Annotated in this window: 21 protein-coding genes; 17 read left to right on the top strand and 4 right to left on the bottom strand. The window is 71.9% G+C overall.

The genetic code is table 11. The features are described from left to right. Positions 1-41: 41 nt before the first annotated feature. Positions 42-1061, top strand: coding sequence for a permease (locus tag AB0878_RS24640; RefSeq protein WP_366582594.1), 1020 nt, complete (start codon positions 42-44; stop codon positions 1059-1061). After that, positions 1058-1843 (top strand): TIGR03943 family protein, encoded by a 786-nt coding sequence (locus AB0878_RS24645; protein ID WP_366582595.1) that lies wholly within the window; start codon positions 1058-1060, stop codon positions 1841-1843. Before AB0878_RS24640 ends, AB0878_RS24645 begins: the two co-directional genes overlap by 4 nt. A gap of 7 nt (positions 1844-1850) precedes the next feature. On the opposite strand, the gene AB0878_RS24650 is transcribed toward AB0878_RS24645, so the two are convergent. Further along, positions 1851-2306 (bottom strand): Fur family transcriptional regulator, encoded by a 456-nt coding sequence (locus tag AB0878_RS24650; protein WP_366582596.1) that lies wholly within the window; start codon positions 2304-2306, stop codon positions 1851-1853. A gap of 2 nt (positions 2307-2308) precedes the next feature. Then, positions 2309-2710, bottom strand: coding sequence for a metalloregulator ArsR/SmtB family transcription factor (locus AB0878_RS24655; protein ID WP_366582597.1), 402 nt, complete (start codon positions 2708-2710; stop codon positions 2309-2311). Between the two features lie 281 nt (positions 2711-2991). Between AB0878_RS24655 and AB0878_RS24660 the strand changes: the two genes are divergently transcribed. The 13 genes from AB0878_RS24660 (at position 2992) to AB0878_RS24720 (ending at position 17036) form a co-directional block, all read left to right on the top strand. Further along, the gene (locus AB0878_RS24660; RefSeq protein WP_366582598.1) at positions 2992-4101 is read left to right on the top strand and encodes a hypothetical protein; all 1110 of its coding nucleotides are present in this window, start codon (positions 2992-2994) and stop codon (positions 4099-4101) included. A gap of 7 nt (positions 4102-4108) precedes the next feature. After that, positions 4109-4747 carry a class F sortase gene (locus AB0878_RS24665; protein ID WP_366582599.1) on the top strand — a complete coding sequence of 213 codons (639 nt, stop codon included), beginning with the start codon at positions 4109-4111 and terminating at the stop codon, positions 4745-4747. A 75-nt stretch (positions 4748-4822) separates the two neighbouring features. Next, positions 4823-5464, top strand: a complete 642-nt coding sequence (locus AB0878_RS24670; protein ID WP_366582600.1) for a class F sortase — start codon at positions 4823-4825, stop codon at positions 5462-5464. Positions 5465-5555: 91 nt separating this feature from the next. Then, on the top strand, positions 5556-6944 hold the full coding sequence (locus tag AB0878_RS24675; protein WP_366582793.1) for a glycine--tRNA ligase: 1389 nt from the start codon (positions 5556-5558) through the stop codon (positions 6942-6944). A 149-nt stretch (positions 6945-7093) separates the two neighbouring features. Next, positions 7094-8050, top strand: coding sequence for an ABC transporter ATP-binding protein (locus AB0878_RS24680; protein ID WP_366582601.1), 957 nt, complete (start codon positions 7094-7096; stop codon positions 8048-8050). Beyond that, entirely contained in the window at positions 8047-8787 is a 741-nt protein-coding gene (locus AB0878_RS24685) for an ABC transporter permease (protein WP_366582602.1), read from the top strand. Before AB0878_RS24680 ends, AB0878_RS24685 begins: the two co-directional genes overlap by 4 nt. 21 nt (positions 8788-8808) lie before the next feature. After that, the gene (locus AB0878_RS24690; protein ID WP_366582603.1) at positions 8809-10032 is read left to right on the top strand and encodes a sensor histidine kinase; all 1224 of its coding nucleotides are present in this window, start codon (positions 8809-8811) and stop codon (positions 10030-10032) included. Beyond that, positions 10029-10634, top strand: coding sequence for a response regulator transcription factor (locus AB0878_RS24695; RefSeq protein WP_360600620.1), 606 nt, complete (start codon positions 10029-10031; stop codon positions 10632-10634). The genes AB0878_RS24690 and AB0878_RS24695 overlap by 4 nt, the downstream gene beginning before the upstream one ends. Before the next feature lie 52 nt (positions 10635-10686). Continuing rightward, a complete protein-coding gene (locus tag AB0878_RS24700) occupies positions 10687-11328 on the top strand; it encodes a YdcF family protein (RefSeq protein WP_366582604.1) in 642 nt (213 codons plus the stop codon). A 144-nt stretch (positions 11329-11472) separates the two neighbouring features. Then, positions 11473-12750, top strand: coding sequence for a deoxyguanosinetriphosphate triphosphohydrolase (locus tag AB0878_RS24705; protein WP_366582605.1), 1278 nt, complete (start codon positions 11473-11475; stop codon positions 12748-12750). Positions 12751-13416: 666 nt separating this feature from the next. Continuing rightward, positions 13417-14505 carry a serpin family protein gene (locus tag AB0878_RS24710; protein ID WP_366582606.1) on the top strand — a complete coding sequence of 363 codons (1089 nt, stop codon included), beginning with the start codon at positions 13417-13419 and terminating at the stop codon, positions 14503-14505. Between the two features lie 110 nt (positions 14506-14615). Next, complete coding sequence (locus AB0878_RS24715; RefSeq protein ID WP_366582794.1) at positions 14616-16337, top strand: glycosyl transferase; 1722 nt, start codon at positions 14616-14618, stop codon at positions 16335-16337. Positions 16338-16469: 132 nt separating this feature from the next. After that, the gene (locus tag AB0878_RS24720; RefSeq protein ID WP_366582607.1) at positions 16470-17036 is read left to right on the top strand and encodes a carboxymuconolactone decarboxylase family protein; all 567 of its coding nucleotides are present in this window, start codon (positions 16470-16472) and stop codon (positions 17034-17036) included. On the opposite strand, the gene AB0878_RS24725 is transcribed toward AB0878_RS24720, so the two are convergent. Further along, entirely contained in the window at positions 16999-18228 is a 1230-nt protein-coding gene (locus AB0878_RS24725; RefSeq protein ID WP_366582608.1) for an epoxide hydrolase family protein, read from the bottom strand. The two genes, AB0878_RS24720 and AB0878_RS24725, sit on opposite strands and share 38 nt — an antisense overlap. A gap of 143 nt (positions 18229-18371) precedes the next feature. Between AB0878_RS24725 and AB0878_RS24730 the strand changes: the two genes are divergently transcribed. Then, positions 18372-19304, top strand: a complete 933-nt coding sequence (locus AB0878_RS24730; protein ID WP_366582609.1) for an alpha/beta hydrolase — start codon at positions 18372-18374, stop codon at positions 19302-19304. Here the strand turns inward: AB0878_RS24730 and AB0878_RS24735 are convergent. Continuing rightward, positions 19301-20239: a sigma-70 family RNA polymerase sigma factor gene (locus AB0878_RS24735; RefSeq protein ID WP_366582610.1), complete on the bottom strand. Its 939-nt coding sequence runs from the start codon at positions 20237-20239 to the stop codon at positions 19301-19303. The two genes, AB0878_RS24730 and AB0878_RS24735, sit on opposite strands and share 4 nt — an antisense overlap. Before the next feature lie 43 nt (positions 20240-20282). Here AB0878_RS24735 and dnaG point away from each other — a divergent pair, with 43 nt between their 5' ends. Next, positions 20283-22199, top strand: coding sequence for a DNA primase (dnaG, locus tag AB0878_RS24740; RefSeq protein ID WP_366582611.1), 1917 nt, complete (start codon positions 20283-20285; stop codon positions 22197-22199). Position 22200 lies beyond the last annotated feature (1 nt).

The following is a 22200-nucleotide window of genomic DNA, read 5'->3' on the forward strand; positions in this document are numbered from 1 at the left end:
CGCTGGGGTCGGGCGGGTCCGGGCTGGCATCATCGGGCCTCGTGAAAACCCTTGTCGACAACGCGCCCGAGCAGAAGCGGCGCGCGCGGCGGATCCGGGTCAGCTCGATCGAGATCCTGTGCGCGGTGCTGCTCGTCGCGATCCTCGCTCAGGGCCGGCTGCAGGACCTGTTCGACGTGCCCGCGCTGCGCACCGGCTCCACGGTGTTCGTGGCCGTGTGCGTGCAGGCGCTGCCGTTCCTCGTGCTCGGCGTGCTGATCAGCGGTGCGATCGCCGCGTTCGTGCCGGCGCGGGTGCTGGAACGCGTGCTGCCCAAGCGCGCGGGCGCGGCGGTGGGGGTCGCCGGGCTCGCCGGCGTCGCGCTGCCGGGGTGCGAGTGCGCGTCCGTGCCGGTGGCGCGGCGGCTGATCGGCCAGGGGGTCGCACCGGCCGCGGCGCTCACGTTCCTGCTGGCGGCGCCCGCGGTGAACCCGGTGGTGCTGGTGGCCACGGCGGTCGCGTTCCCGGGCCGGCCGGAGATGGTGCTGGCGCGGTTTCTCGGTTCGCTCGCGACGTCGATGGTGATGGGCTGGATCTGGGCCCGCTGGGGCAAGCTCTCGTGGATCACCGAACGCGCGCTGCGGCGGCTGCCCGACGTCGAGCCGGGGCAGCGCTGGAAGGTCTTCGCGGAGACCGCGCGCACGGATCTCGTCGAAGCGGGCGGGTTCCTCGTGCTGGGCGCGCTGATCTCGGCGACGCTCAACGTGCTCGTGCCCGCGAAGTGGTTCGGGGTGCTGGCCGACCAGGTCGTGGTCGGCGTGATCGTGATGGCGGTGCTGGCCGTGGTGCTCGCGCTGTGCAGTGAGGCCGACGCGTTCGTGGCCGCTTCGCTCACGGCGGTGCCGATGCTGCCGAAGCTGGTGTTCCTCGTGGTCGGCCCGGCCATCGACGTGAAGCTGTTCGCGCTGCAGGCCGGCACGTTCGGGAAGTCGTTCGCGGTGCGGTTCGCGCCGGTGACGTTCGTGGTGGCGCTGGCGTGCGGCACGGTCGTGGGCGCGCTGCTGCTGGGGGGTGCGCGATGAGGCGCGAGACGCAGAACGTGCTGCTGATCCTGCTCGGCGGGGCGCTGGTGAAGATCGCCGTGAACGGCGACTACCTGCGCTACGTCAAGCCCGCGCAGCAGCCGTGGATCATCGCGGGCGGCGTGGTGATGCTGGTGCTCGGCGCGGTCGCGATCCTGCGTGACCTGGTGACGGCGCGGGCCGCGGCCAAGGCGGCGGCGCTCGAGTCCGAGGCGGCCGGCCCTCAATCCCACGAGAGCCACGGCCACGGCCACGTCGACGACGGCCACGGGCACGCCCACCCGGCGCGCTCGGCCTGGCTGCTGGTGGTGCCCGTGCTCGCGGTGTTCCTGGTGGCGCCGCCCGCACTCGGCGCCGACTCGGTCACGCGCACCACGGCGCGCGTGCCGCAGAGCGCCGCGACCACGTCGGCGGCCGCGTTCCCGCCGTTGCCGGCGGGCAAGGTCGTGGAGCTGGCGATGAACGAGGTCGTCACCCGAGCGGGCTGGGACTCCAACGGGACGATGAACGGCCGCACCATCGGCATGTCCGGGTTCGTCGTGCACGAGGGCAGCACCACGCTGCTGGCGCGCCTGGTGATCAGCTGCTGCGCCGCCGACGCCGCACCCGTGACCGTGCACCTGAAGGGCGGCGCCGCCGACCGGTTCCCGAGCGACACGTGGCTGAAGGTCACCGGGCAGGTCGTGCCCGGCACGGCGAACGAGAACAACTCGTACACGCCGGATTTCGTGCCCGCGACCGTCGAGCGGATTGCCGCGCCGAAGGACCCCTACGAGTACTGAGGGCGCGTCAGCTCGCGTGCTCGGCGCAGGTGCCCGTGATCTCCACGGTGTGGCTGATGTCGGAGAACCCGTGCTCGGACGCGATCTTCTCGGCCCAGCGCTCCACGGCGGGGCCCTCGACCTCCACCGTGCGCCCGCACACGCGGCACACCAGGTGATGGTGGTGGTGCGTGGAGCAGCGGCGGTAGATGGCCTCGCCGGAGTCGGTGCGCAGCACGTCGATCTCGCCGGCCTCCGACAGCGACTGCAGCGTGCGGTACACGGTAGTCAGGCCGATGCCGTCGCCGCGCTTGCGCAGCTCGTCGTGCAGTTCCTGCGCGGACCGGAAGTCGTCGACCGTGTTGAGCAGGTCGACCACCGCCGTGCGCTGCTTGGTCGAGCGGCGCCCGGGCACCGGGGCGGAGTTGGTACTGGGGCTCGGGGTGGGGGCCGATGGGGGCGCCGGGTGGGGGGTCGAGGTCATGGTCACTTCCCTTCCTGCACGTGGGCGACCGCGTCGACGACGATGTGGGCCAGGTGGTCGTCCACCAGGCGGTACACGACTTCCCGGCCCCGGCGTTCGCCCTGCACGACGCCCGCCGTCTTCAGCACGCGCAGGTGCTGGCTGATCAGCGGCTGAGCGACGTCGAGGGCGTCCACCAGCTCGTGGACGCACCGGTCGGCCTCGCGCAGCTGCAGCACGATGGCGATCCGGACGGGGGCGGCGAGCGCGCGCAGCAGGTCGCCGGCGTCGGCGAGCGCGGAGCCCGACGGACCCAGCGGGCCCGAGGCGGAACCCGGAGCCTCGAGCGGGCCGGCCGGCGCCGTCACCGGGTCACCGGACGTGCCGGTGCCGGCCGAAAGAGCGCCCGTGCTGGCCGGTGCCATCGTTGCCTCCCCTTGCGCGCGAAGCCGCCGGACGAGCCGGCGGGTTCCGAAGTCGGATGTCATTGTCGACAACGGTCATCGCCATCGTAGTGTTCCCCTCCGTGGCCCCGGTCGGTCACCGGTCACCCACACCAGTCTCACCCGATCGGGTGAGTTCGTCAGGAATCGGCACTTCGGCTTCGCAACCGGTGGCCGACGGTGCAAGGTTGACGCGGGGGCGTTTCGTCGCTTCTCGTACGCTGACGATCCGCCCGGATCGAGGCGGAGGCAGTGGGGAGACAATGACTCGTTTCGTGACGAAGGCGGCAATTCTGGCGGTGGCGGCGTTGCCCGCACTCGCTCCGGTGGCCGCCGCGCAGACGACGCAGACCGTGAAGGCCGTCGACGAGAAGACCGGTCCCGTGTCGTTCGCCAACGTGGCGTCGGTGCGGCTGGGCTCCGACCCGCAGCACGGCGGCTCGCTGATCACCGAGACGCAGCGTTCACCGCTCACCCCCGGCCAGTCGAAGCTCTCGGCCGACCGCGTGGCCGTGCCGAAGAACGACGGCGAGCGCTCGACGTTCGGCGGCAACTGGGAAATCGACCTCGGCAAGTTCGGCGACGCGGCCACGAGCCCGTACCCGGCCGGGATCGCGAGCCGCGACCACAACGTCGTCGCGGCCCTGCAGGCCACGAACGTGCCGACGGCCGTCGCCGAGACCAACTACGCCCTGCGTGACAACGCCCGCAGCAAGGCCCGCCCGGTCGACAACACGATGCTGGTGCTGGAGAACGCGCGCAGCGCCGCCGACTGCTCGGCCCCGAACAAGGTCACCGGCACCACCACGCTCACCCGGCTCTGGGTGCGCGGCGAGGACGACACGCTCAAGCAGGTCTCGATGCCCGCGGGCTCGGCTTCGCTGAGCGTGAAGAACCTGCGCATGGGCGCGCCCGGCTCCGTGCCGCAGGCCGACGCCGGCAAGACGCTGTCGGACGTCGTGGTGTCGCGGATCTCGGCGTTCGACCAGCTGATCAAGCAGGACGGCTGGCGCGGCGGCGACGTCACGGCGCAGGCCGGCTGGCGCGTCGACGTGACCACCCACGTGCACGACGCGTCGAACGCGTTGCTGCAGGACGTGAACACCACGCTGGTGCTCGGCGGCGTGAGCTGCTCGATCCCGAAGAACTTCGTGGCCGTGTCCGGCGGCAGCGGAAACGGCAACGGCGCGACCGCGACGCAGCCGCCGGTGCCGACCGAGGTCCCGGCCGGTTACCTCGGCACGACGGCCGCTGCTCCGGCGAGCGACTACCGGCTGCCGCTGGGCCTCGGCCTGCTGGTCGCCGGCCTGGTGTTCGGCGGGCTCGCGATCGGGCTGGGCCGCCGGCGCACGGCGCGTTCGCGCGGCGAGTAGGTCCCCCGTGCTGCGCACCGCGCTGGCCGTCGTGTCGGCGGTCGTCGCCGTGCTCGCGCTGGCCGCGGGCGTGGTCGTGCTGACCTGGGGCCCCGCGCCCGTGCCCGCCGCCGCGGCCGAACCGCCGCCCGGCTCGCTGCCGGGCGAGGACGGCGCGCCCGCCGAGCTGCCCGCGGACGGCGCCGCCGTCGGGGTGCAACGGCCCGGCAGCGTCCGCCTGCCCGACGGGTCCGAGGCCCGGCTCGTGCGCACCGAGGTGACGCTCGACGGGATCCTGCCGATCCCGCGCGGGCTCGGCGACGCCGCGTGGTGGGGCGCGCGCCTCGGCTCGAAGCAGGGCGCGGCCGTGCTGTCCGGGCACGTGAACTGGGCCGGCACGAAGGGACCGTTCGACGACCTGTGGCGCGTGCGCACGGGCGACAACGTGAGCATCGTCGACTCCGCGGGCGGGCGCTGGCTCTACCGCGTGACCGGCGCGGCGACCGTGCGCAAGGAGCAGCTCCCGGAGCAGGCGCCGCAGTGGTTCGCGCAGACCGGGCCGCACCGGCTGGTGCTCGTGACCTGCGGCGGCGACTACGTCGGCGGCACCGAGGGCTACGACGAGAACCGCATCGTCACGGCGAACCTGGTCTCGCGTCCGGACTGAGCCCGATCGGGTGCAACCCCGCCCGCGTCCCGCGGCATGTCTTCCTGCGCACGACACACCGAAGCAGGGAGCACGATGCAAGGGACACAGGAACGGCCCGCGAGGACCAAGTGGGCAGCGGCCGCCGTCGGGGCCGTGGTGGTGGCGGCGCTCGTCGCCGCCCTCCTGATTTTCACCCGAAACGATGAACCCGGTCTCGCCAGTACCGCGGCCTCGGTGCCGGTACCGACGGCGGGAGCGGGCGCGGCGCAGCGGCAGGCCGACCCGGGGCGGACGCCGGGCACCGTGCTGCTGCCCGGCGGTGGCACGGCGAAGCTCGTGCAGGAACCCGTGGGTGACGACGGCGCGCTGGTGATCCCGCAAAGCCTCGCCGAAGCCGCGTGGTGGGGCTCGGGTCTGGGTGCCGACCAGGGCGTGACGCTGTTCTCCGGGCACGTGAACTGGAAGGGCCGCACCGGTCCGTTCGACCAGCTGTGGCAGGTGAAGCAGGGCCAGACCGTGACGGTCACCGACACCTCGGGCGGCAAGTGGAGCTACCGCGTGGACGAGGTCCGCACGATCCACAAGTCCGGGCTCGCCGCGGAGTCGGCGAAGCTGTTTTCCCCGGACGGGCCCCACAAACTGGTGCTGGTGACGTGCGGCGGCGACTACGTCGGCGGCACCGAGGGCTACGACGACAACCGGGTCGTCACGGCGTCGCTGACGGGCCGGCCCTGAGCCCTGCTCACCTCGCCGGAAGCACCGCGGGGGCGGCCGGATACGCTGAACCTCCTAGTCCAACCGTCCCCGCATGCGTCCGGAGCGTGGAGTGCCCGCCAACACCATCGAAACCGTCGTCAGTCTGTGCAAGCGCCGTGGCTTCGTCTTCCCGTCGGGAGAGATCTACGGCGGCACCAGGTCGGCGTGGGACTACGGGCCTCTCGGCGTGGAGCTGAAGGACAACATCAAGCGCCAGTGGTGGAAGACCATGGTGCAGGGCCGCGAAGACGTGGTCGGTCTCGACTCGTCGGTGATCCTGCCGCGCCAGGTCTGGGTCGCCTCGGGCCACGTGAACGTGTTCACCGACCCGCTGATCGAGTGCCTCCACTGCCACAAGCGCTTCCGCGCCGACCAGCTCGCCGAGGACTACGAGGCCCGCACCGGCAAGGCGACGTCGGAGGACGACCTGTCCGACGTGCCGTGCCCCAACTGCGGCACGCGCGGCAGGTACACCGCGCCGCGCGACTTCAACATGATGCTCAAGACCTACCTCGGCCCGGTCGAGTCCGAGGAAGGCCTGCACTACCTCCGCCCGGAGACCGCGCAGGGCATCTTCGTGAACTTCCTGAACGTGCAGACGGCTTCGCGCAAGAAGCCGCCGTTCGGCATCGGCCAGGTCGGCAAGTCGTTCCGCAACGAGATCACGCCGGGCAACTTCATCTTCCGCACGCGCGAGTTCGAGCAGATGGAGATGGAGTTCTTCGTCGAGCCGGGCGAGGACGAGCGCTGGCACCAGTACTGGATCGACGAGCGCACCAAGTGGTACACGGACCTCGGCATCAAGCCGGAGAACCTGCGCCACTTCGAGCACCCCAAGGAAAAGCTCTCGCACTACGCGAAGCGCACCGTGGACATCGAGTACCGGTTCGACTTCAACGCGGGCCAGGAGTGGGGCGAGCTCGAGGGCATCGCCAACCGCACCGACTTCGACCTCACCACGCACTCGAACCACTCGGGCGTGGACCTGTCGTTCTTCGACCAGGCCTCGGGCCAGCGCTACCGCCCGTTCGTCATCGAGCCGGCGGCCGGTGTAGGCCGCTCGATGATGGCCTTCCTCGTCGACTCCTACGACGAGGAAGAGGTGCCGAACGCCAAGGGCGGCACCGACAAGCGCACCGTGCTGCACCTCGACCCGCGGCTCGCGCCGTTCAAGGCCGCGGTGCTGCCGCTCTCGCGCAACGCCGACCTTTCGCCCAAGGCCCGCGACCTGGCCGCCACCCTGCGCAAGCACTGGAACGTCGACTTCGACGACGCCCAGGCCATCGGCCGCCGCTACCGCCGCCAGGACGAGATCGGCACCCCGTACTGCGTCACCGTGGACTTCGACTCGCTCGAAGACCAGGCCGTCACCGTCCGCGAACGCGACAGCATGACCCAGGAACGCATCGCGATCGACAAGGTCGTGGACTACCTGGCGCCTCGGCTGCTCGGCTGCTGATTTCTTTCCGCGCAACGGCCCTTCCCCGGTTTCGGGGGAGGGCCGTTGCGCTTTGCCGGGCCACGACCGGGGACCCCTGACACCTGTCACGGTCACGTCGTGACGCTCGGCCTGCGGACCGACGCCGAAATCCCGGCAGTCTTCAAGCCATGGAAACCACACAGGCCACGCGCGGGGCGCGGGACGTCGCGGCGGGGGCCGCCGTTCGGTTGGGCGGGTTGAGGAAGCACTACGGCGCCGTGAGGGCCGTCGACGGGGTCGAGCTGACGATCGCGCCGGGGGAGGTGGTGGCGTTGCTCGGGCCGAACGGGGCGGGCAAGTCGACCACCGTCGACATGATCCTGGGGCTCAGCAAGCCCGACGCGGGCGAGGTCACGGTGTTCGGCAAGACGCCGGGTGACGCGGTGCGCGCCGGGATGATCGGGGCGATGCTGCAGGGCGGGGCGCTGCTGGAGGACCTGACCGTTCGCGAGACCGTGCGCATGGTCGCGAAGCTGCACCGCACGCCGATGCCGCTCGATCAAGCGCTGCAGCGGGCGGGCATCGAGGACATCGCCGACCGGCGGGCCAACAAGCTCTCCGGTGGGCAGAAGCAGCGCGTGCGCTTCGCCGTCGCGCTGGTGTCGGACCCGGATCTGCTGGTGCTGGACGAGCCGACGGCCGCCATGGACGTGGGGACGCGGCGCGAGTTCTGGAAGTCCATGTACTCCTTCACCGACAGCGGCCGCACGGTCCTGTTCGCGACGCACTACCTCGAAGAGGCCGAGGAGTTCGCCGACCGCGTGGTGCTCATGCGGGCCGGGCGCGTGGTCGCCGACGGGTCCGTCGCGCAGGTGCGCGCGCTGGCCGGGGGACGCACCATCCGGGCCGTGCTGCCGGGCGCCACCGAACAAACCGAACGGCTTGTGGCGACGCTGCCCGCGGTGACCGACTTCGAGCTGCGGGGCGAGCGCGTGGCGATCTCCAGCAGCGAGTCGGACGCCACGCTGCGCGCGCTGATGGCCGCCGTGTCGGCCGTGCACGACATCGAGATCGGCGCCGTCGGCCTCGAAGGCGCGTTCCTGTCCCTGACCAGCGACGAAAACCAGGAAGAAGCAGCCCGATGAACCCGTCCTACCTCGCCGTCGAGATCCGGCGGCTGTTCCGCTCCATGCGGTTCCTCATCTTCGTCGTTGCGTTCCCCGTGGTGATGTTCCTGTTGCAGGCCAACGTCTTCACGAAAGCGTCGGCCCCGGACCACGCCGCCGTGGTGGCCGTGGTGATGGTCAACATGATGGCGTTCGGGCTCTTCGCCGCGGCGACCACCAACGGCACGCGCCTGGCTCTCGAACGCGCCAGCGGCTGGCAGCGGCAGCTGCGGCTGACCCCCTTGTCGGGTACGTCCTACCTCGGCGGCAAGGCCGTGGCGGGCATGCTCGTGGGCCTGCCCGCGCTGCTGCTGGTGCCGCTCGTGGCGATCTTCGCCGAGGGCGTGCACCTCGACGGGGCCGGCTGGCTGCGCGTGATCGCGGGCCTGTGGCTCGGCACCATCCCGCTCGTGCTGCTGGGCCTGCTGATCGGCCAGATCGCGACGCCCGAGTCGATGCAGCCGATCTCCATGATCGTGATGCTCGGCATGGGTTTCCTCGGCGGCCTGTGGATCCCGCTGGAGGGCATGCCGGCGTGGATGCAGGACGTGTCGCAGCTGCTGCCCACCTACTGGCTGATCGGGCTGGTGCGCCCGGCCGTGACCAACGAGCTGCTCGTGAGCTTCCCGGCCGCGCTCGCGGTGCTGGCAGGCTGGACCGTGGTCCTCGGAGCGCTCGTGATCAGGCGATACCGTAAGGACAGTGCCCGGGTCTGACCGGGTCAGGAGGGAACGACGGTGGAGCGGACGAAGGACGACCCCGGGTCGATCGCGGTCACCCGGTTCCGGTTCGCGCTGAACGACCGGGCCTCGTGGTGGGACGACCCGATGGTCGGGCACCGGGGCGGGCCCAACAAGATCGGCTGGCCGATCTTCGCGGTGCTCTTCCTGCTGCCGTTCCTGATCCCGGCGACACACGGGCTGGTCGAGAGCACCGACCCGCTGTGGGCGCGGGTGCTGATGGGCGTGCTGTTCTACGCCTACGGCGCCTGCTACGCGATCTTCCCCGCGGTGTTCGGAAAACCGACCAGGGTCAAGCTCGTCTTCGGCTGCGCGATGCTGGCGCTGGGCCTGCTGTCGGCGCTGCTCACCGACGTCAGCCCGTACATCCTGCTCTACGCCACCGCCACGCTCGCGTTCCTCTTCCCGGCCGGCTGGGCGGCGATCCTCGACACGCTCGCGTTCGGTGCCGTGGCGATCGTGCTGCTCGCCGGCGGCAAGATGGACGCCGACGGCGGCGACCTGATCTCCGTCGCCGCGATCACGCTGGCGATGTTCTTCATGGCCAACCTCATCCGCGCCATCCGCCGGCTGGAGATGGCCAACAAGGAGATCGCCACCCTCGCCGTCGCCAACGAGCGCCAGCGCGTGGCCCGCGACCTGCACGACCTGCTGGGCCACAGCCTCACCACGATCACGGTGAAAGCCGGCTTGGCGCGGCGGGTGCTGGAGAGCTCCGGCGACATCCCGCGCGCGGTCGAGGAGATCCGCGAGGTCGAGGGCCTGACGCGGAGCGCGCTGTCGGACGTGCGGCTGACCGTGTCGGAGTACCGCGAGGTGTCGCTGGCCGCGGAGCTCGCGGGGGCGCGGGCGGCGCTGCGGGCGGCGGAGATCGAGGCGGACCTGCCCTACGCCGTGGACAACGTGCTGCCGCAGTTGCAGAGCACCTTCGGGTACGTGCTGCGCGAAGCGGTCACCAACGTGCTGCGCCACTCCGGGGCCAAGTGCGTCAGCGTCCGGTTCGGGCGCGACTGGCTCGAGGTGGAGGACGACGGCGCGGGGGCCGATGCGGTGCAGGGCAACGGGCTGCGTGGGCTCACCGAGCGCGTCGGCGGCGTCGGGGGGACGCTGCGCAGCGGGCCGCGGGCCGGGGGAGGATGGGTGGTCCGGGCGGAGGTTCCGGAACCGGAGCCGCCGGCCGTGCAGGCCGTGCGCGCCGAACCCGCGGGAGGACTGGCGTGATCCGCGTTCTGCTGGCCGACGACCAGGCGATGGTGCGGGGCGCCCTGGCCACCGTGCTCGGGCTGGAGGCCGACATCGAGGTCGTGGCGCAGGTCGGGTCGGGCGACGAGGTGCTGGCCGCGGCGAAGGAATCGGCGCCGGACGTCGCGCTGCTCGACGTCCAGATGCCCGGCAAGGACGGCCTCGCCGCGGCCGCCGAGCTGCACACCGCGTTGCCCTCGTGCCGTGTGATCATCTGCACCACCTTCGGCCGGCCCGGGTACCTGGCCCGCGCGATGGCCGCGGGCGCCGCGGGGTTCGTGGTGAAGGACGCGCCGCCGGAGCAGCTCGTGGAGGCCGTCCGGCGCGTCCACAGTGGACTGCGGGTGGTGGATCCCGCGCTGGCGGCCGAATCGCTGGCGACCGGGGCGAGCCCGCTCACCGGGCGCGAGCGCGACGTGCTCTCGACCGCGCGCGACGGCAGCACCGTCGCGGACATCGCGAAGGCGCTGTTCCTCTCGGAAGGCACTGTGCGCAACCACCTTTCGGCCGCGATCGGCAAGACGGGCGCCCGCACGCGCGCCGAGGCCGTGCGGCTGGCGGAGGAACGCGGCTGGCTCTGACGCCCGGGGTGCCTCCGTCCGGATCACGCGCGGCTCTGAAAAGATGACTGGCATGAGGACACCACCCACGTGGGCGAACTGGCTGCGCCGCGTCGCGTTCGGCGCGGTGCTCGTGGTGCTCGCCGTCGTCGGCGGCACGGCGTTTCGCGTGTGGCAGGTCGCGCGCGAGAACGACCGCACGCCGGCCGACGTGATCGTGGTGCTGGGGGCAGCGCAGTACAACGGCAAGCCGTCGGACATCTTCACGGCGCGGCTGGAGAAGGCGCGCCAGCTCTACGACGCGGGCGTCGCGAAGATCGTGGTGACCGCCGGGGGCAAGAAGGCGGCCGACAACTTCACCGAGGCCGCGGCCGGCGCGCGGTGGCTGACGCAGCACGGCGTGCCCGCGTCGGCGACGCTGGCGGTCGGCGAGGGCAGCGACACGCTGCGGAGCCTGCGGGCCGTGGCCGACCAGGTGCAGGCGCGCGGCTGGCACACGGCGGTGCTCGTGAGCGACCCGTGGCACTCCTACCGCGCGCGGACGATGGCGGCGGACCTCGGTCTGGACGCGTGGACCGCCCCGACGCACAGCGGCCCCATCGTGCAGGAGCGCGTGACGCAGGTCCGCTACATCTTCCGCGAGACGGGCGCGCTGCTGTTCTACGAGCTCACGAAATCGCCGGCCGACGAGCTGTTCGACACCTTCATGGGCTGAACTTCCCCGGGGAATTGTCGGTGGCCGCGCTACTGTGCCGATTATTACTAATCCGACCACAGTCACGGCCGAATGGCTTCATAGCAACGGTTGCGTGTCGCTCGGGGGTCGGTCTACTTTTGGCCGGATCAGTAAACTGACCGGGTGAGCGACGGGTACTCCGAGTACGACCGCGCCCGGGTGCTGGCCGAGGCACCCAAGGGCGCGGCGCTGGCCGGCGCGCGGCCCGACGGGCGCAGCGACTTCGCGCGCGACCGCGCCCGCGTGCTGCATTCGGCCGCGCTGCGCCGGCTGGCGGGCAAGACGCAGGTGGTCGGCCCCGGGGAGGGGGCCGAGGTCAGCGGCGTGCCGCGCACGCGGCTCACGCACTCGCTGGAGGTCGCGCAGATCGGGCGCGGCATCGCCGAGGAGCTGGGCGCCGACCCGGACCTCGTCGACACGGCCGGGCTCGCGCACGACATCGGGCACCCGCCGTTCGGGCACAACGGCGAGCAGGCGCTCGACGACGTCGCCCAGGCGTGCGGCGGCTTCGAGGGCAACGCGCAGACGCTGCGCATCCTCACGCGCCTCGAACCGAAGTCCCTCGACGAAGCCGGCGCGGCGGCCGGCCTGAACCTCACGCGCGCGTGCCTCGACGCGACCACGAAGTACCCGTGGCGGCGCCGGCCGGGGCAGCAGAAGTACGGCGTGTATGCCGACGACGTGCCCGTGTTCGAGTGGGTGCGTTCCCGGGCGCCGGGCGAGCGGCGGTGCCTCGAGGCCCAGATCATGGACTGGTCCGACGACGTGGCCTACTCCGTCCACGACGTCGAGGACGGCGTGCTGGCCGGGCGCATCTCGCTCGGCGTGCTGGCGGATCCGGACGAACGCGCGGCCGTCGCCGAGGCCGCCGCGCGGCACTTCTCCACGCTGTCGGCGTCCACTTTGGAGGGCGCGGCCAAGGAGCTGCTCGACCTGCCCGTGGTGGCCGCCCTCGTCCGCACCGCTCCGGACGGCTCGCTGCGCGCGCAGGTTGCTTTGAAGCAGCTGACGAGCGAGCTCGTGGGCCGCTTCGCCTCCGCCGCGGTCACCGGTACCCGCAGCGTCTACGGCGAGGGCCCCCTCCTGCGCTACGGCGCCCGCCTCGCCGTCCCGGACCAGGTCGCGGCGGAGGTCGCGCTGCTCAAGGCCCTGGCCCTGCGCTACGTCATGAGCGACCGGCGCCGCCTCGCCATGCAGGACGGCCAGCGCGAGCTGATCGCGCAGCTGGTCGCCGCCCTCCTGCGCCGCGCCCCGGAATCCCTGGACCCCCTCTTCGTCCCCCCGTGGCACGCCGCCACCGACGACGCCGCACGCCTGCGCGTGGTGGTCGACCAGGTCGCCTCACTCACCGACGCGCAGGCCCACGAATGGCACCGCTGGCACGTGGGCCGGCACGCCTGACCTGGTGTTGTCGTGCTTGCTGCTGTTGGGGGTGGCGGTGGGTCGGGTCGCGTCGATGACGGATGCGCAGGTTCGCGAATGGCGCTGTTGGTACGTGGGGCGGCAGATCTGACCTGGTGTTGTCGTGCTGCTGCGCGCCCTGTGTGTGGCGGTGGGCGGGGTCGCGTCGATGACGGACGCGCGGGTTCACCAAGGGCACCGTGGGCACGTTGGCTGGCACGGTTGAGCTGTCGCCGGCTCGACCGCGCCCTTCTCGACCGCGCCCTTCTCGACCGCGCCCGTCTCGACGACGCCCTTCTCGGCCGCGCGGTCTTGACCACCGCGCTGCCCTCCGCTCCGCCTGCCCACAGCCCTCGCGGGCCGGCCAACCCCGCCCCAAATGTGGCGTTCGGTGCGCTCAACGCACCGAACGCCGCATTGGGTGCGCTCGGCGCAACCAACGCCACATTGGGGTGCTCGGGGCCGGCCGGAGAGATGGCGAGCCGAGGGGGTGAGCCGACCGGAGGGGTCAGGGGTGAGCGAGAGGGGACGGCAAGCCGGAGGGGACGGGCGAGCCTGAGCGGAGGGCCAGCCGGAGTGGCAGGGCGGGGCGAGGCAGGGGCGGGGCGAGGCTTCAGCTGATCGGTTCCGTGCCGCCGGAACCACCCGGTCGGGTACGGTCGCCGCATGGCCGTGGACAGCCACTTGGACTTCACGCTCGCCCTGGGACGCACCGCTGCGGCGGGTGGGGGTGACGCGTGTTTTTCGCCGTACTCCGCGGCCAGTGCGCTGGGCCTCGCGGCCCGGGCGGCGCGCGGGCGGACCGCCGAGGAGCTGCGCGGGCTCCTGGCCACCAGCGAAGCGGACCTCGACGCGCACGCCACAGCGCTGCGCGACGCCGCGGCGCTCGGCGATGAGGCCCGGCTGGCCGTCGCCAACACGCTCTGGGCGTCCGATGAGATCACGGTCGAGAGCGCCTTCCTCGACGAGCTCATCACCTGGCCCGGTGGCAAAGCCGAGACCGCGCCCTTCACCACGGACCCCGAAGCCGCGCGCGGACTGATCAACACCGACGTCGACCGGATCACCCACGGCCTGATCCCGGAGCTGCTGCCCTCGGGCACGATCAGCGCCGACACGCGCGCCAGCCTCGTCAACGCGCTCTACCTCAAGACCGCCTGGCGCCACCCGTTCCCCGACGGTGCCACCGCGCCCGCGGACTTCCACAGTCCCGGGGCCACCCGCCGGGTGCCGACGATGCACCTCGAGGAGACCGTCGGCCACCACCACGCCGATGGCTGGCAGGTCGTGAGCCTCCCCGCGCAGGGCGGCGTCGAAGCCGTCGTCCTGCTCCCGGACGGCGATCTCGCGCCCGCCGAGGCCACGCTCGACACCGCCAACCTCAAGCAGCTCCTCGACAGCCCGAAGCGCCGCAAGGTGCGCCTGTCGCTGCCCAAGATCAAGCTCGACGTCCGCACCGACCTCGACGGTGCCCTGCGTGCCCTGGGCGTGCGCGAGGTGTTCACGCAGGGCGCCGACCTCACCGGGCTCACCGCCACGCGTCCGCTGTGGGTCGACAGCGTGGTGCACCAGGCCGTGCTGCGCCTCGACGAGCAGGGTCTCGAAGGCGCGGCCGCCACGGCGATCCAGATGCGCACGCTGTCCCTGTCCACGGCCGAGCCGCTCGAAGTCGTGGTGGACCGGCCGTTCCTCCTGCTCGTCCGGCACGCCGGCACCGGCGCGGTGTACTTCTTCGCGCGGGTGGTGCGCCCGTAGTGAGCCTTTTCCAACCGGAAGCGAGGACCGAGCTGATCCCCGCCGTTCCCGGGCCGTCCGCGCCCGCCGCCACACCGAAGCTGCGCCCGTCGTGGGCCGACGCCGGCATCATGGCGGCCTTCCTCGCGTTCGCCTTCATCCTGTACGGCGGGCTCTGGAGCGACCTGGGCACGGGCTACCTGTGGAACAGCGCGTCGGACCAGAACCTGTGGGAGTGGTTCTTCGACGTCACCGCGAAGTCCGTGCTGCACCTGCAGAACCCGCTCAACTCGGACCTGCAGAACTACCCGCTCGGCGTGAACATGATGGCCAACACGGCCATGCTCGGCGTCGGCATCCCGCTCACGCCGATCACGCTCGCCTTCGGCCCCACGGTCACGTGGGCGATCGCGCTCACCGGCAGCCTCGCCGGCACCGCGGCCGCCTGGTACTGGGTGTTCTCGCGCCACCTCGTCCGGTACCGCGCGGCCGCGGCGATCGGCGGCGCGGTGGCCGGGTTCGCGCCGTCGATGATCTCGCACGGCAACGCGCACCCGAACTTCGTCGCGTGGTTCGTGCTGCCGTTCCTGGCGCTGAAGGTGATCCACCTGGCGCAGGGCCGCAAGCTCGTGCGCAACGGGATCTGGCTCGGCGTGCTCACGGCGTACCAGATCTTCCTCGGCGAAGAGCCGCTGCTGATCTTCGCGCTGGGCTTCGTGATCTTCGCCGTCGCGTACCTCGCGTCGCGCCCGCGGGAGATCAAGGCGATGGTGCGCCCGCTGCTGCTCGGCGGCGGGCTGGCCGTGGTGATCACCGCCGTGCTGGTGGCTTTCCCGCTGTGGTGGCAGTTCTTCGGCCCGCAGAGCTACTCCGGCCTGGAGCACGGCCCGGTCGGCAACGACCTCGCCGCGTTCACGCGGTTCGCCACGCAGTCTGTCGCCGGCCAGCCCGACGCCGCGGCCGACGTGTCGATCAACCGCACCGAGGAGAACGCGTTCTTCGGCTGGCCGCTCATCGCGCTCATGGTCGTGGTGACGATCTGGCTGTGGCGCGAGGTCGTGGCGCGCTCGCTCGCGATCTCGATGTTCCTCATGGCGTGGCTGTCGATGGGCGTCGAGCTCATGGCGGTGCACGTGGACATCGGTGTGGCGGGGCCGTGGAAGCTGCTGGCCGACCTGCCGCTGTTCGAGTCGCTGCTGGAGTCGCGCCTGGCGATGGCGTGCGTGCCCGCGATCGGCGCGCTGCTCGCGATCGCCACCGAGCGCGTGTTCGCCACGGCCGAGACACTGCCGGACCCGGAAGAGGGCCGGCGCCGGTTGCCCCTTCGCCTGCTCTGGGTGGGTGCGGTGATCGCCGTGCTCCTCCCGATCGCGCCGACGCAGCTGCTGGTCAAGGACCGCCCGCCGACGCCGGCGTTCTTCGCCGACGGCACCTGGCGCACCTACGTCGCCCCGGGTGGCACGGTGGTGCCCGTGCCGTTGCCTGGCTCGGGCGAGTCCGAGCCGCTGCACTGGCAGATGGACGCGGGCCTGGGCTACGCGATGCCCGAGGGCTACTTCGTGGGCCCGAGCGGGCCCGACGACAAACGCGGCCGCTACGGCTCCTACCAGATGCCGACGTCCACCCTGCTCGACCGCGTCCGCGACTCGGGCGAGGCCCAGCCCGTCACCGACGCCGACCGCGACCAGACCATCAAGGACCTGCGCTACTGGAACGCCAGCGTGCTCGTCCTCATCCCGCGCGAACACGCCGACGCGTACCGCGCCACCGTCGAGCTGCTGCTGCGCAAACCCGCGCAGTTCGTGGACGGCGTATGGCTCTGGGACGTGCGCGCGATCTCGGCCGGCCGCTGAGGCGCGTTTGTCCGTGCTGCGGGCGTCTGGTGTTCGAAGTGGTGGCGCCCGGCCTACTGGCGCCGCCGGTAGCTGTCACACCTCCGGCGCCCGTCTCGTTCCTCCGTCAGCACCGACGAAGAGGAGACGACCATGCCCCGCATTCCGGCGAAGCGCACCACCGAGGCCGGCCCGCTGCAGAAGCTGTTCTACCGGTTCGCCGGAAAGCGCTTCGGCGCCGTGCCCGAGCCGATGGCCGTGGTGGCGCACCATCCCGGGCTGCTGCGCGCGACCGTGGTCCACGAGCTGATGGCCGAGAAGGCGTCGAAGCGGCTGCCCGCCAACGTGCGCGAGCTGGCGGTGTACCGCGTCGCCACGCGGATCGGGTGTTCGTGGTGCGTGGATTTCGGCACGATGCTGCAGCGCCACGACGGCCTGGACATCGAGCGGCTGCGCCACATCGACGACTATGCGACCTCGCCCGCGTTCTCGCGTGCCGAGCGGCTGGCCGTGGCCTACGCCGACGCGATCTCGGGCGCGCAGGTGAGCGTGACCGACGAGCAGGTGGCCGAGCTCGAAGCCGAGTTCGGGCGCGCCGGCGTGCTGGAGCTGACCTACCAGATCGCGCTCGAGAACTCCCGCGCGCGCATGAACAGCGCGCTCGGCATCGTCGACCAGGGCTTCACCTCGGGCGACGCGTGCCGGGTGCCGCTGCCATGAGCGGCTGGAACGCGGCCCGCAGCTCGGCGGCGAACAGGTCGGGTTCCTCCCACGCGGCGAAGTGACCGCCGCGCTCCGCCTCGTGGAAGTAGTCAAGAGTGGGGTAGGCCTGTTCGGCCCAGCTGCGCGGTGTCCGCCAGATCTCGCCGGGGAACGTCGTGAAGCCGACCGGGACGCGGACCGGGGGTGGCGGCGGGTTCTGGGCGGCGGGCGCGTCCGGCCCGTACGCCTCCCAGTACGACCGGGCGGCCGATGCGCCGGTGCCGGTCAGCCAGTACGCGGTGATGTTGTCCAGGACGTGGTCGGGGGTCAGGTTGCCGGAGGGCTGCCCGTCGAGGAAGGCGCGGGCGATCTTGGCGTAGGCGTCGGTGTCGTGGTCGAGCATCCAGGCGGCCAGCGCCGCGGGGGAGTCCAGCAGCGCGTAACCGATCGTCTGCGGCCGGGTGGCCTGCTCGACGAAGTAGCCGTTGCCGCTGGTCTGGAACGTCTTGATCGCCGCCTGCGCCGCCCGTTCCTGCTCGGTGCCCGACGGCAGGGCCGCCGGGTCGTTCAGCGCGGGCACGAGCAGGTTGGTGTGGATGCCCACCAGCCCCTCGGGTGCCTGGCGGCCCATCACGTCGGTGACCCCGGCCCCGACGTCGCCGCCCTGCGCCACGAAGCGCGAGTAGCCGAGGCGGCGCATCAGCTCCGCCCAAGCGTGGGCGGTGCGGCCGAGGTCCCAGCCGACCTCGGCCGGCTCGGCGGAGAAGCCGTAGCCGGGCAGCGAGGGCAAGACGACGTGGAACGCGTCCTGGGCGAGCCCGCCGTACGTGGTCGGGTCGGTGAGCGGGCCGATCGAGTCGAGCAGCTCCATGACCGAGCCCGGCCAGCCGTGGGTCATGATCAGCGGCAGCGCGTCTTCGTGCCGCGACGGCACGTGCAGGAAATGGATCTCCACGCCGTCGATCTCAGTGGTGAACTGCGGGAGCGCGTTCAGCCGCGCCTCGACCCGCCCGGTGTCGTACCCGCTTGCCCAATACCGGCAGACCGCTTGCAGCACGGCCAGCTGGACGCCCTGCGAACGGTCGTCGACGAGTTCCGCGCTCGGCCAGCGGGTCGCGGCGAGGCGCCGCTCGAGATCGTCGAATGCCTCGGGCGGCACGGCCACCGAGAACGGGCGGACGGCACCGGTTCGCTCACCTGTCGCTGCCACGACGGACCTCCGGATCGTTGGGGGCGGACGACCCCGGACAGTGGCACGCGCTCGCGGGCCACGGGTCATCTGCCGGAGGTGATGCCGTCCGCGAGGGGGCCCAGAACCATGCATGCATCAGGGCCGAACCCAGCGAGGCGACGATGAACACGAGCGAAGGCCGCGCCGGCGGCGCGAGCGGGAAACCCGACCGGCAGGCGGCGTGGCTGGGCGGCGACCTCCGTGAGGGCTACGCGGAAGTCGGCGACGTACGGCTGCACTACGTCGAAGCCGGCGAAGGCCCGCTGATCGTGCTGCTGCACGGCTTCCCCGAGTTCTGGTACGGCTGGCGCAAGCAGATCGCACCGCTGGCGGCAGCGGGGTTCCGCGTTGTCGCGCCGGACCTGCGTGGCTACAACCTGTCCTCGCGGCCGAAGGAGGTCGACGCCTACGACACCGACCGGCTGACCGCCGATCTCGGCGGCCTCATTCGCGAACGCGGTGCCGAGCAGGCGCTGCTGGCCGGGCACGACTGGGGCGGAACCGTCGCCTGGGCAACCGCGATGAGCCACCCCGAGGTCGTGGACCGGGTGGCCGTCCTCAACGCGGCCCACCCGCGCAAGCTGTCGCAGGGACTGCACCACCCCGGCCAGCTGCGGAAGTCCTGGTACTTCTTCATGTTCGCCCTCCCGGACCTGCCCGAGACGATCGTGCACGCGAACAACTGGCACTTCTTCCGCCACTTCCTGCAGGACGCGAACCCGGCGTACACAGCGGAGGAGATCGACCGGTACGTGCAGGCGTGGTCCCAGCCGGGGGCGGCGACCGGAATGATCAACTACTACCGGTCCTCGGTGCGGACCCCGCCGAAGAAGGCGGAAGCGGCGATCCGCCCGATCAAGGCGCCCACCCTGGTCATCTGGGGCGACAAGGACCGCTACCTCGGCCAGGAGCTGGCCGAGCCCGAGGCCGAGGACGTCCCCGGCCTCGACCGCGTGGAACGGCTGCCCGACGCGTCGCACTGGGTGCACCACGACGAGGCCGAGCAGGTCACGCGACTGCTCGCCGACTTCTTCGCGCCCGCCCGCCGAACCTAGGCGGGGCGCGTGATGTGCGTGAGCTTGTCGGGGTTCACGATGTCGTAGATGGCCACGATGCGCCCGTCGCGCAGGCTCATGGACTGCACGTGCTCGTCGACGGACAGGAACCCGTCGCGGCCGGGCATCGGCGGCAGCCACAGGCCGAGGTCGCCGTTGACCAGGATCGGGGCACCGCGGCTGAACACGCCCGGCTCGTACTTCTCCATCAGGCCCAGGAAGAAGCGCATGAGCTTGTCGGCGCCGACCATGATCTGGCGCGTGGTGCGGCCCTTGCCGTCGGAATCGCCGATGAGCACGACGTCCGGGTGCAGCACCTCGGTCATGCCCCGGATGTCTCCGGCCAGCAGCGCGGTCACGAACCGCTCCAGCACCTGCTGCTGCTCCGTGAGCTCGGCGCGCGGCGGCGGGTCGGCGCTCTCGAGCGCGCGCCGCGCCCGGGAGCCGTGCTGGCGGGCGGCGTCGGGTGAGCAGCCGAGGATCTCGGCGATCTCCCCGAACGGCACTGAGAACGCGTCATGCAGCACGAACGCCACGCGCTGCTCGGGCGTGAGCTTGTCCAGCACCACGAGCGCGGCCATGCGGATGCCGTCGTCGCGCACCGCGGCCTCGAGCGGGTCCTCGCTCACCGGCGCGCCGAACGGCGTCACGATCGGCTCGGGCAGCCACTGGCCCACGTACTGCTCGCGCCGCGCCGGCGCCGACCGCAGCCGGTCCAGACAGATCCGGCCGACGACCGTGGTCAGCCAGGCCCGCAGGTCGCGGATGCCGGCGCGCCCGGCGTCGTCGAGCGCGGCCAGGCGCAGCCACGCTTCCTGCACGGCGTCCTCGGCGTCCGAGCGGGTGCTAGTGAGCCGGTAGGCCACCCCGATCAGGTGGCCGCGGTGGGTGGCGAACTCCCGGGCGAGGTCGTCGAGCGCCGTCGGTGTGGGCATGAGGCCGAGTGTGCCGCAAAGCCACCGGGGAGGGAGAACTATTGTGGATACCGTGGCAGGACGGATTCGGGAGAGCGACATCGCGGAGGTGCGTGAGCGCAACCGGATCGACGAGGTCGTGGGGGAGTACGTCGCGCTGCGGCGCGCCGGGGGCGGCAGCCTGAAGGGGCTGTGCCCGTTCCACAACGAGAAGACCCCGTCGTTCAACGTGCGCCCCACGCACGGCACGTTCCACTGCTTCGGCTGTGGCGAGGGCGGCGACGTCATCAAGTTCATCCAGAAGATCGACCTCGTCTCGTTCGTCGAGGCGGTCGAGCGGCTGGCGGACCGCGTCGGCATCCGGTTGAACTACGAGGGCGGCGGCGGGAGCGTGCAGCGCGACCGCGGCACGCGTTCCCGGCTGATCGAGGCGCACCGCGCGGCGAGCGAGTTCTACATCGAGCAGCTGGTGACCGACGAGGCCCGTGCCGCGCGCGACTTCCTCTCCGAGCGCGGGTTCGACGCGGCCGCGGCCAAGCAGTTCGGCTGCGGCTTCGCGCCGGGCGGCTGGGACAAGCTCACGAAGCATCTGCTCAACCGCGGGTTCGAGGTCAAGGAGCTGCTCGCGGCGGGCTTGTCCAAGGAGGGCCAGCGCGGCCCGATGGACCGCTTCCACCGGCGGCTGGTGTGGCCGATCCGCGACGTCGGCAACGACGTGGTGGGCTTCGGCGCGCGGCGGCTGTTCGACGACGACCGCATCGAGGCGAAGTACCTCAACACCTCCGAGACGCAGATCTACAAGAAGTCGCAGGTCATGTTCGGCCTCGACCAGGCCAAGCGCGAGATCGCGAAGCGCCACCAGGTCGTGGTGGTCGAGGGCTACACGGACGTGATGGCGATGCACGCGGCCGGCGTGCCGACGGCCGTCGCGTCGTCGGGCACGGCGTTCGGCGAGGACCACATGAAGGTGCTGCGCCGGCTGATGATGGACGACGACGCCTTCCGCGGCGAGATCATCTTCACCTTCGACGGCGACGCGGCGGGCCAGAAAGCCGCGCTGAAGGCGTTCGAGGGCGACCAGACCTTCGCCGGCCAGACCTACATCGCGGTGGCGCCCGACGGTATGGACCCGTGCGAGCTGCGCATCGCGAAGGGCGACGCGGCGGTGAAGGACCTCGTGGCGCGCCGGACGCCGCTGTTCGAGTTCGTGATCAAGAGCACGCTCAAGCAGTTCGACCTCGACGCGGTCGACGGCCAGGTCTCGGCGCTGCAGAAGACCGTGCCGATGGTCGCGGCCATCAAGGACCGCGCGAGCCGCGACGGGTACGCGTCGAAGCTCGCGTGGTGGGTCGGCTGGCAGGACGTGGCGCAGGTCGTGAACCGCGTGCGCGGCGCGGCCGGGGCCACGGCCAAGCGCGGCGGCCAGCCGCAGCTGCGGCAGCCCGCGTCCCGGCAGGCGCCCGCGCCCGAGCCGGAGAAGCAGGACCTGCCGCGGCCCGCCCCCGGCGACCCGCGGTTCATGGGCCAGCGCGAGGCGCTCAAGGCCGCGCTGCAGCAGCCCGCGATCGCCGGGCCGGAGTACGACTCGCTGCCGGAGGAGGCGTTCACGCACCCCGTGTACGTCGCCGTGCACCTGGCGTTGCTCAAGGCCGGCGGCGCCGCGTCGGGGCTCACCGGCTCGGCCCTGCTCGACGCCGCGCGGCAGCACTGTCCGGAAGGGACGGTGCGGCGCGTGCTGAGCGAGCTGGCCGTGGAACCGTTGCGCGCCTTGGGAGAAGTGGACTCGCGCTACATCTCCGGCGTGCTCGCGGGGGTGCAGGAAAGTCTCGTCGGCCGGCAGATCGGCGAGATCAAGTCGAAGCTGCAACGACTTTCGCCGGTCGAAGCGCCCGACGACTACCGTGCGTTGTTCGGCGACCTCGTGGCGCTGGAGCAGTACCGCAAGTCGCTGCGCGAGCAGGCCGCGTCCGGATGGGACTGAC

Origin of the sequence: Amycolatopsis sp. NPDC047767 (assembly GCF_040704195.1) — a bacterium.
GTDB lineage: Bacteria > Actinomycetota > Actinomycetes > Mycobacteriales > Pseudonocardiaceae > Amycolatopsis.

Bases quoted from the DNA above. Each gene is read 5' to 3' on its own strand.
- AB0878_RS24645 (WP_366582595.1), top strand. From the start codon at position 1,058: ATGAGGCGCGAGACGCAGAACGTGCTGCTGATCCTGCTCGGCGGGGCG.
- AB0878_RS24650 (WP_366582596.1), bottom strand. From the start codon at position 2,306: ATGACCTCGACCCCCCACCCGGCGCCCCCATCGGCCCCCACCCCGAGC.
- AB0878_RS24655 (WP_366582597.1), bottom strand. From the start codon at position 2,710: ATGGCACCGGCCAGCACGGGCGCTCTTTCGGCCGGCACCGGCACGTCC.
- AB0878_RS24660 (WP_366582598.1), top strand. From the start codon at position 2,992: ATGACTCGTTTCGTGACGAAGGCGGCAATTCTGGCGGTGGCGGCGTTG.
- AB0878_RS24670 (WP_366582600.1), top strand. From the start codon at position 4,823: ATGCAAGGGACACAGGAACGGCCCGCGAGGACCAAGTGGGCAGCGGCC.
- AB0878_RS24680 (WP_366582601.1), top strand. From the start codon at position 7,094: ATGGAAACCACACAGGCCACGCGCGGGGCGCGGGACGTCGCGGCGGGG.
- AB0878_RS24685 (WP_366582602.1), top strand. From the start codon at position 8,047: ATGAACCCGTCCTACCTCGCCGTCGAGATCCGGCGGCTGTTCCGCTCC.
- AB0878_RS24700 (WP_366582604.1), top strand. From the start codon at position 10,687: ATGAGGACACCACCCACGTGGGCGAACTGGCTGCGCCGCGTCGCGTTC.
- AB0878_RS24710 (WP_366582606.1), top strand. From the start codon at position 13,417: ATGGCCGTGGACAGCCACTTGGACTTCACGCTCGCCCTGGGACGCACC.
- AB0878_RS24715 (WP_366582794.1), top strand. From the start codon at position 14,616: ATGGCGGCCTTCCTCGCGTTCGCCTTCATCCTGTACGGCGGGCTCTGG.
- AB0878_RS24720 (WP_366582607.1), top strand. From the start codon at position 16,470: ATGCCCCGCATTCCGGCGAAGCGCACCACCGAGGCCGGCCCGCTGCAG.
- AB0878_RS24730 (WP_366582609.1), top strand. From the start codon at position 18,372: ATGAACACGAGCGAAGGCCGCGCCGGCGGCGCGAGCGGGAAACCCGAC.
- AB0878_RS24735 (WP_366582610.1), bottom strand. From the start codon at position 20,239: ATGCCCACACCGACGGCGCTCGACGACCTCGCCCGGGAGTTCGCCACC.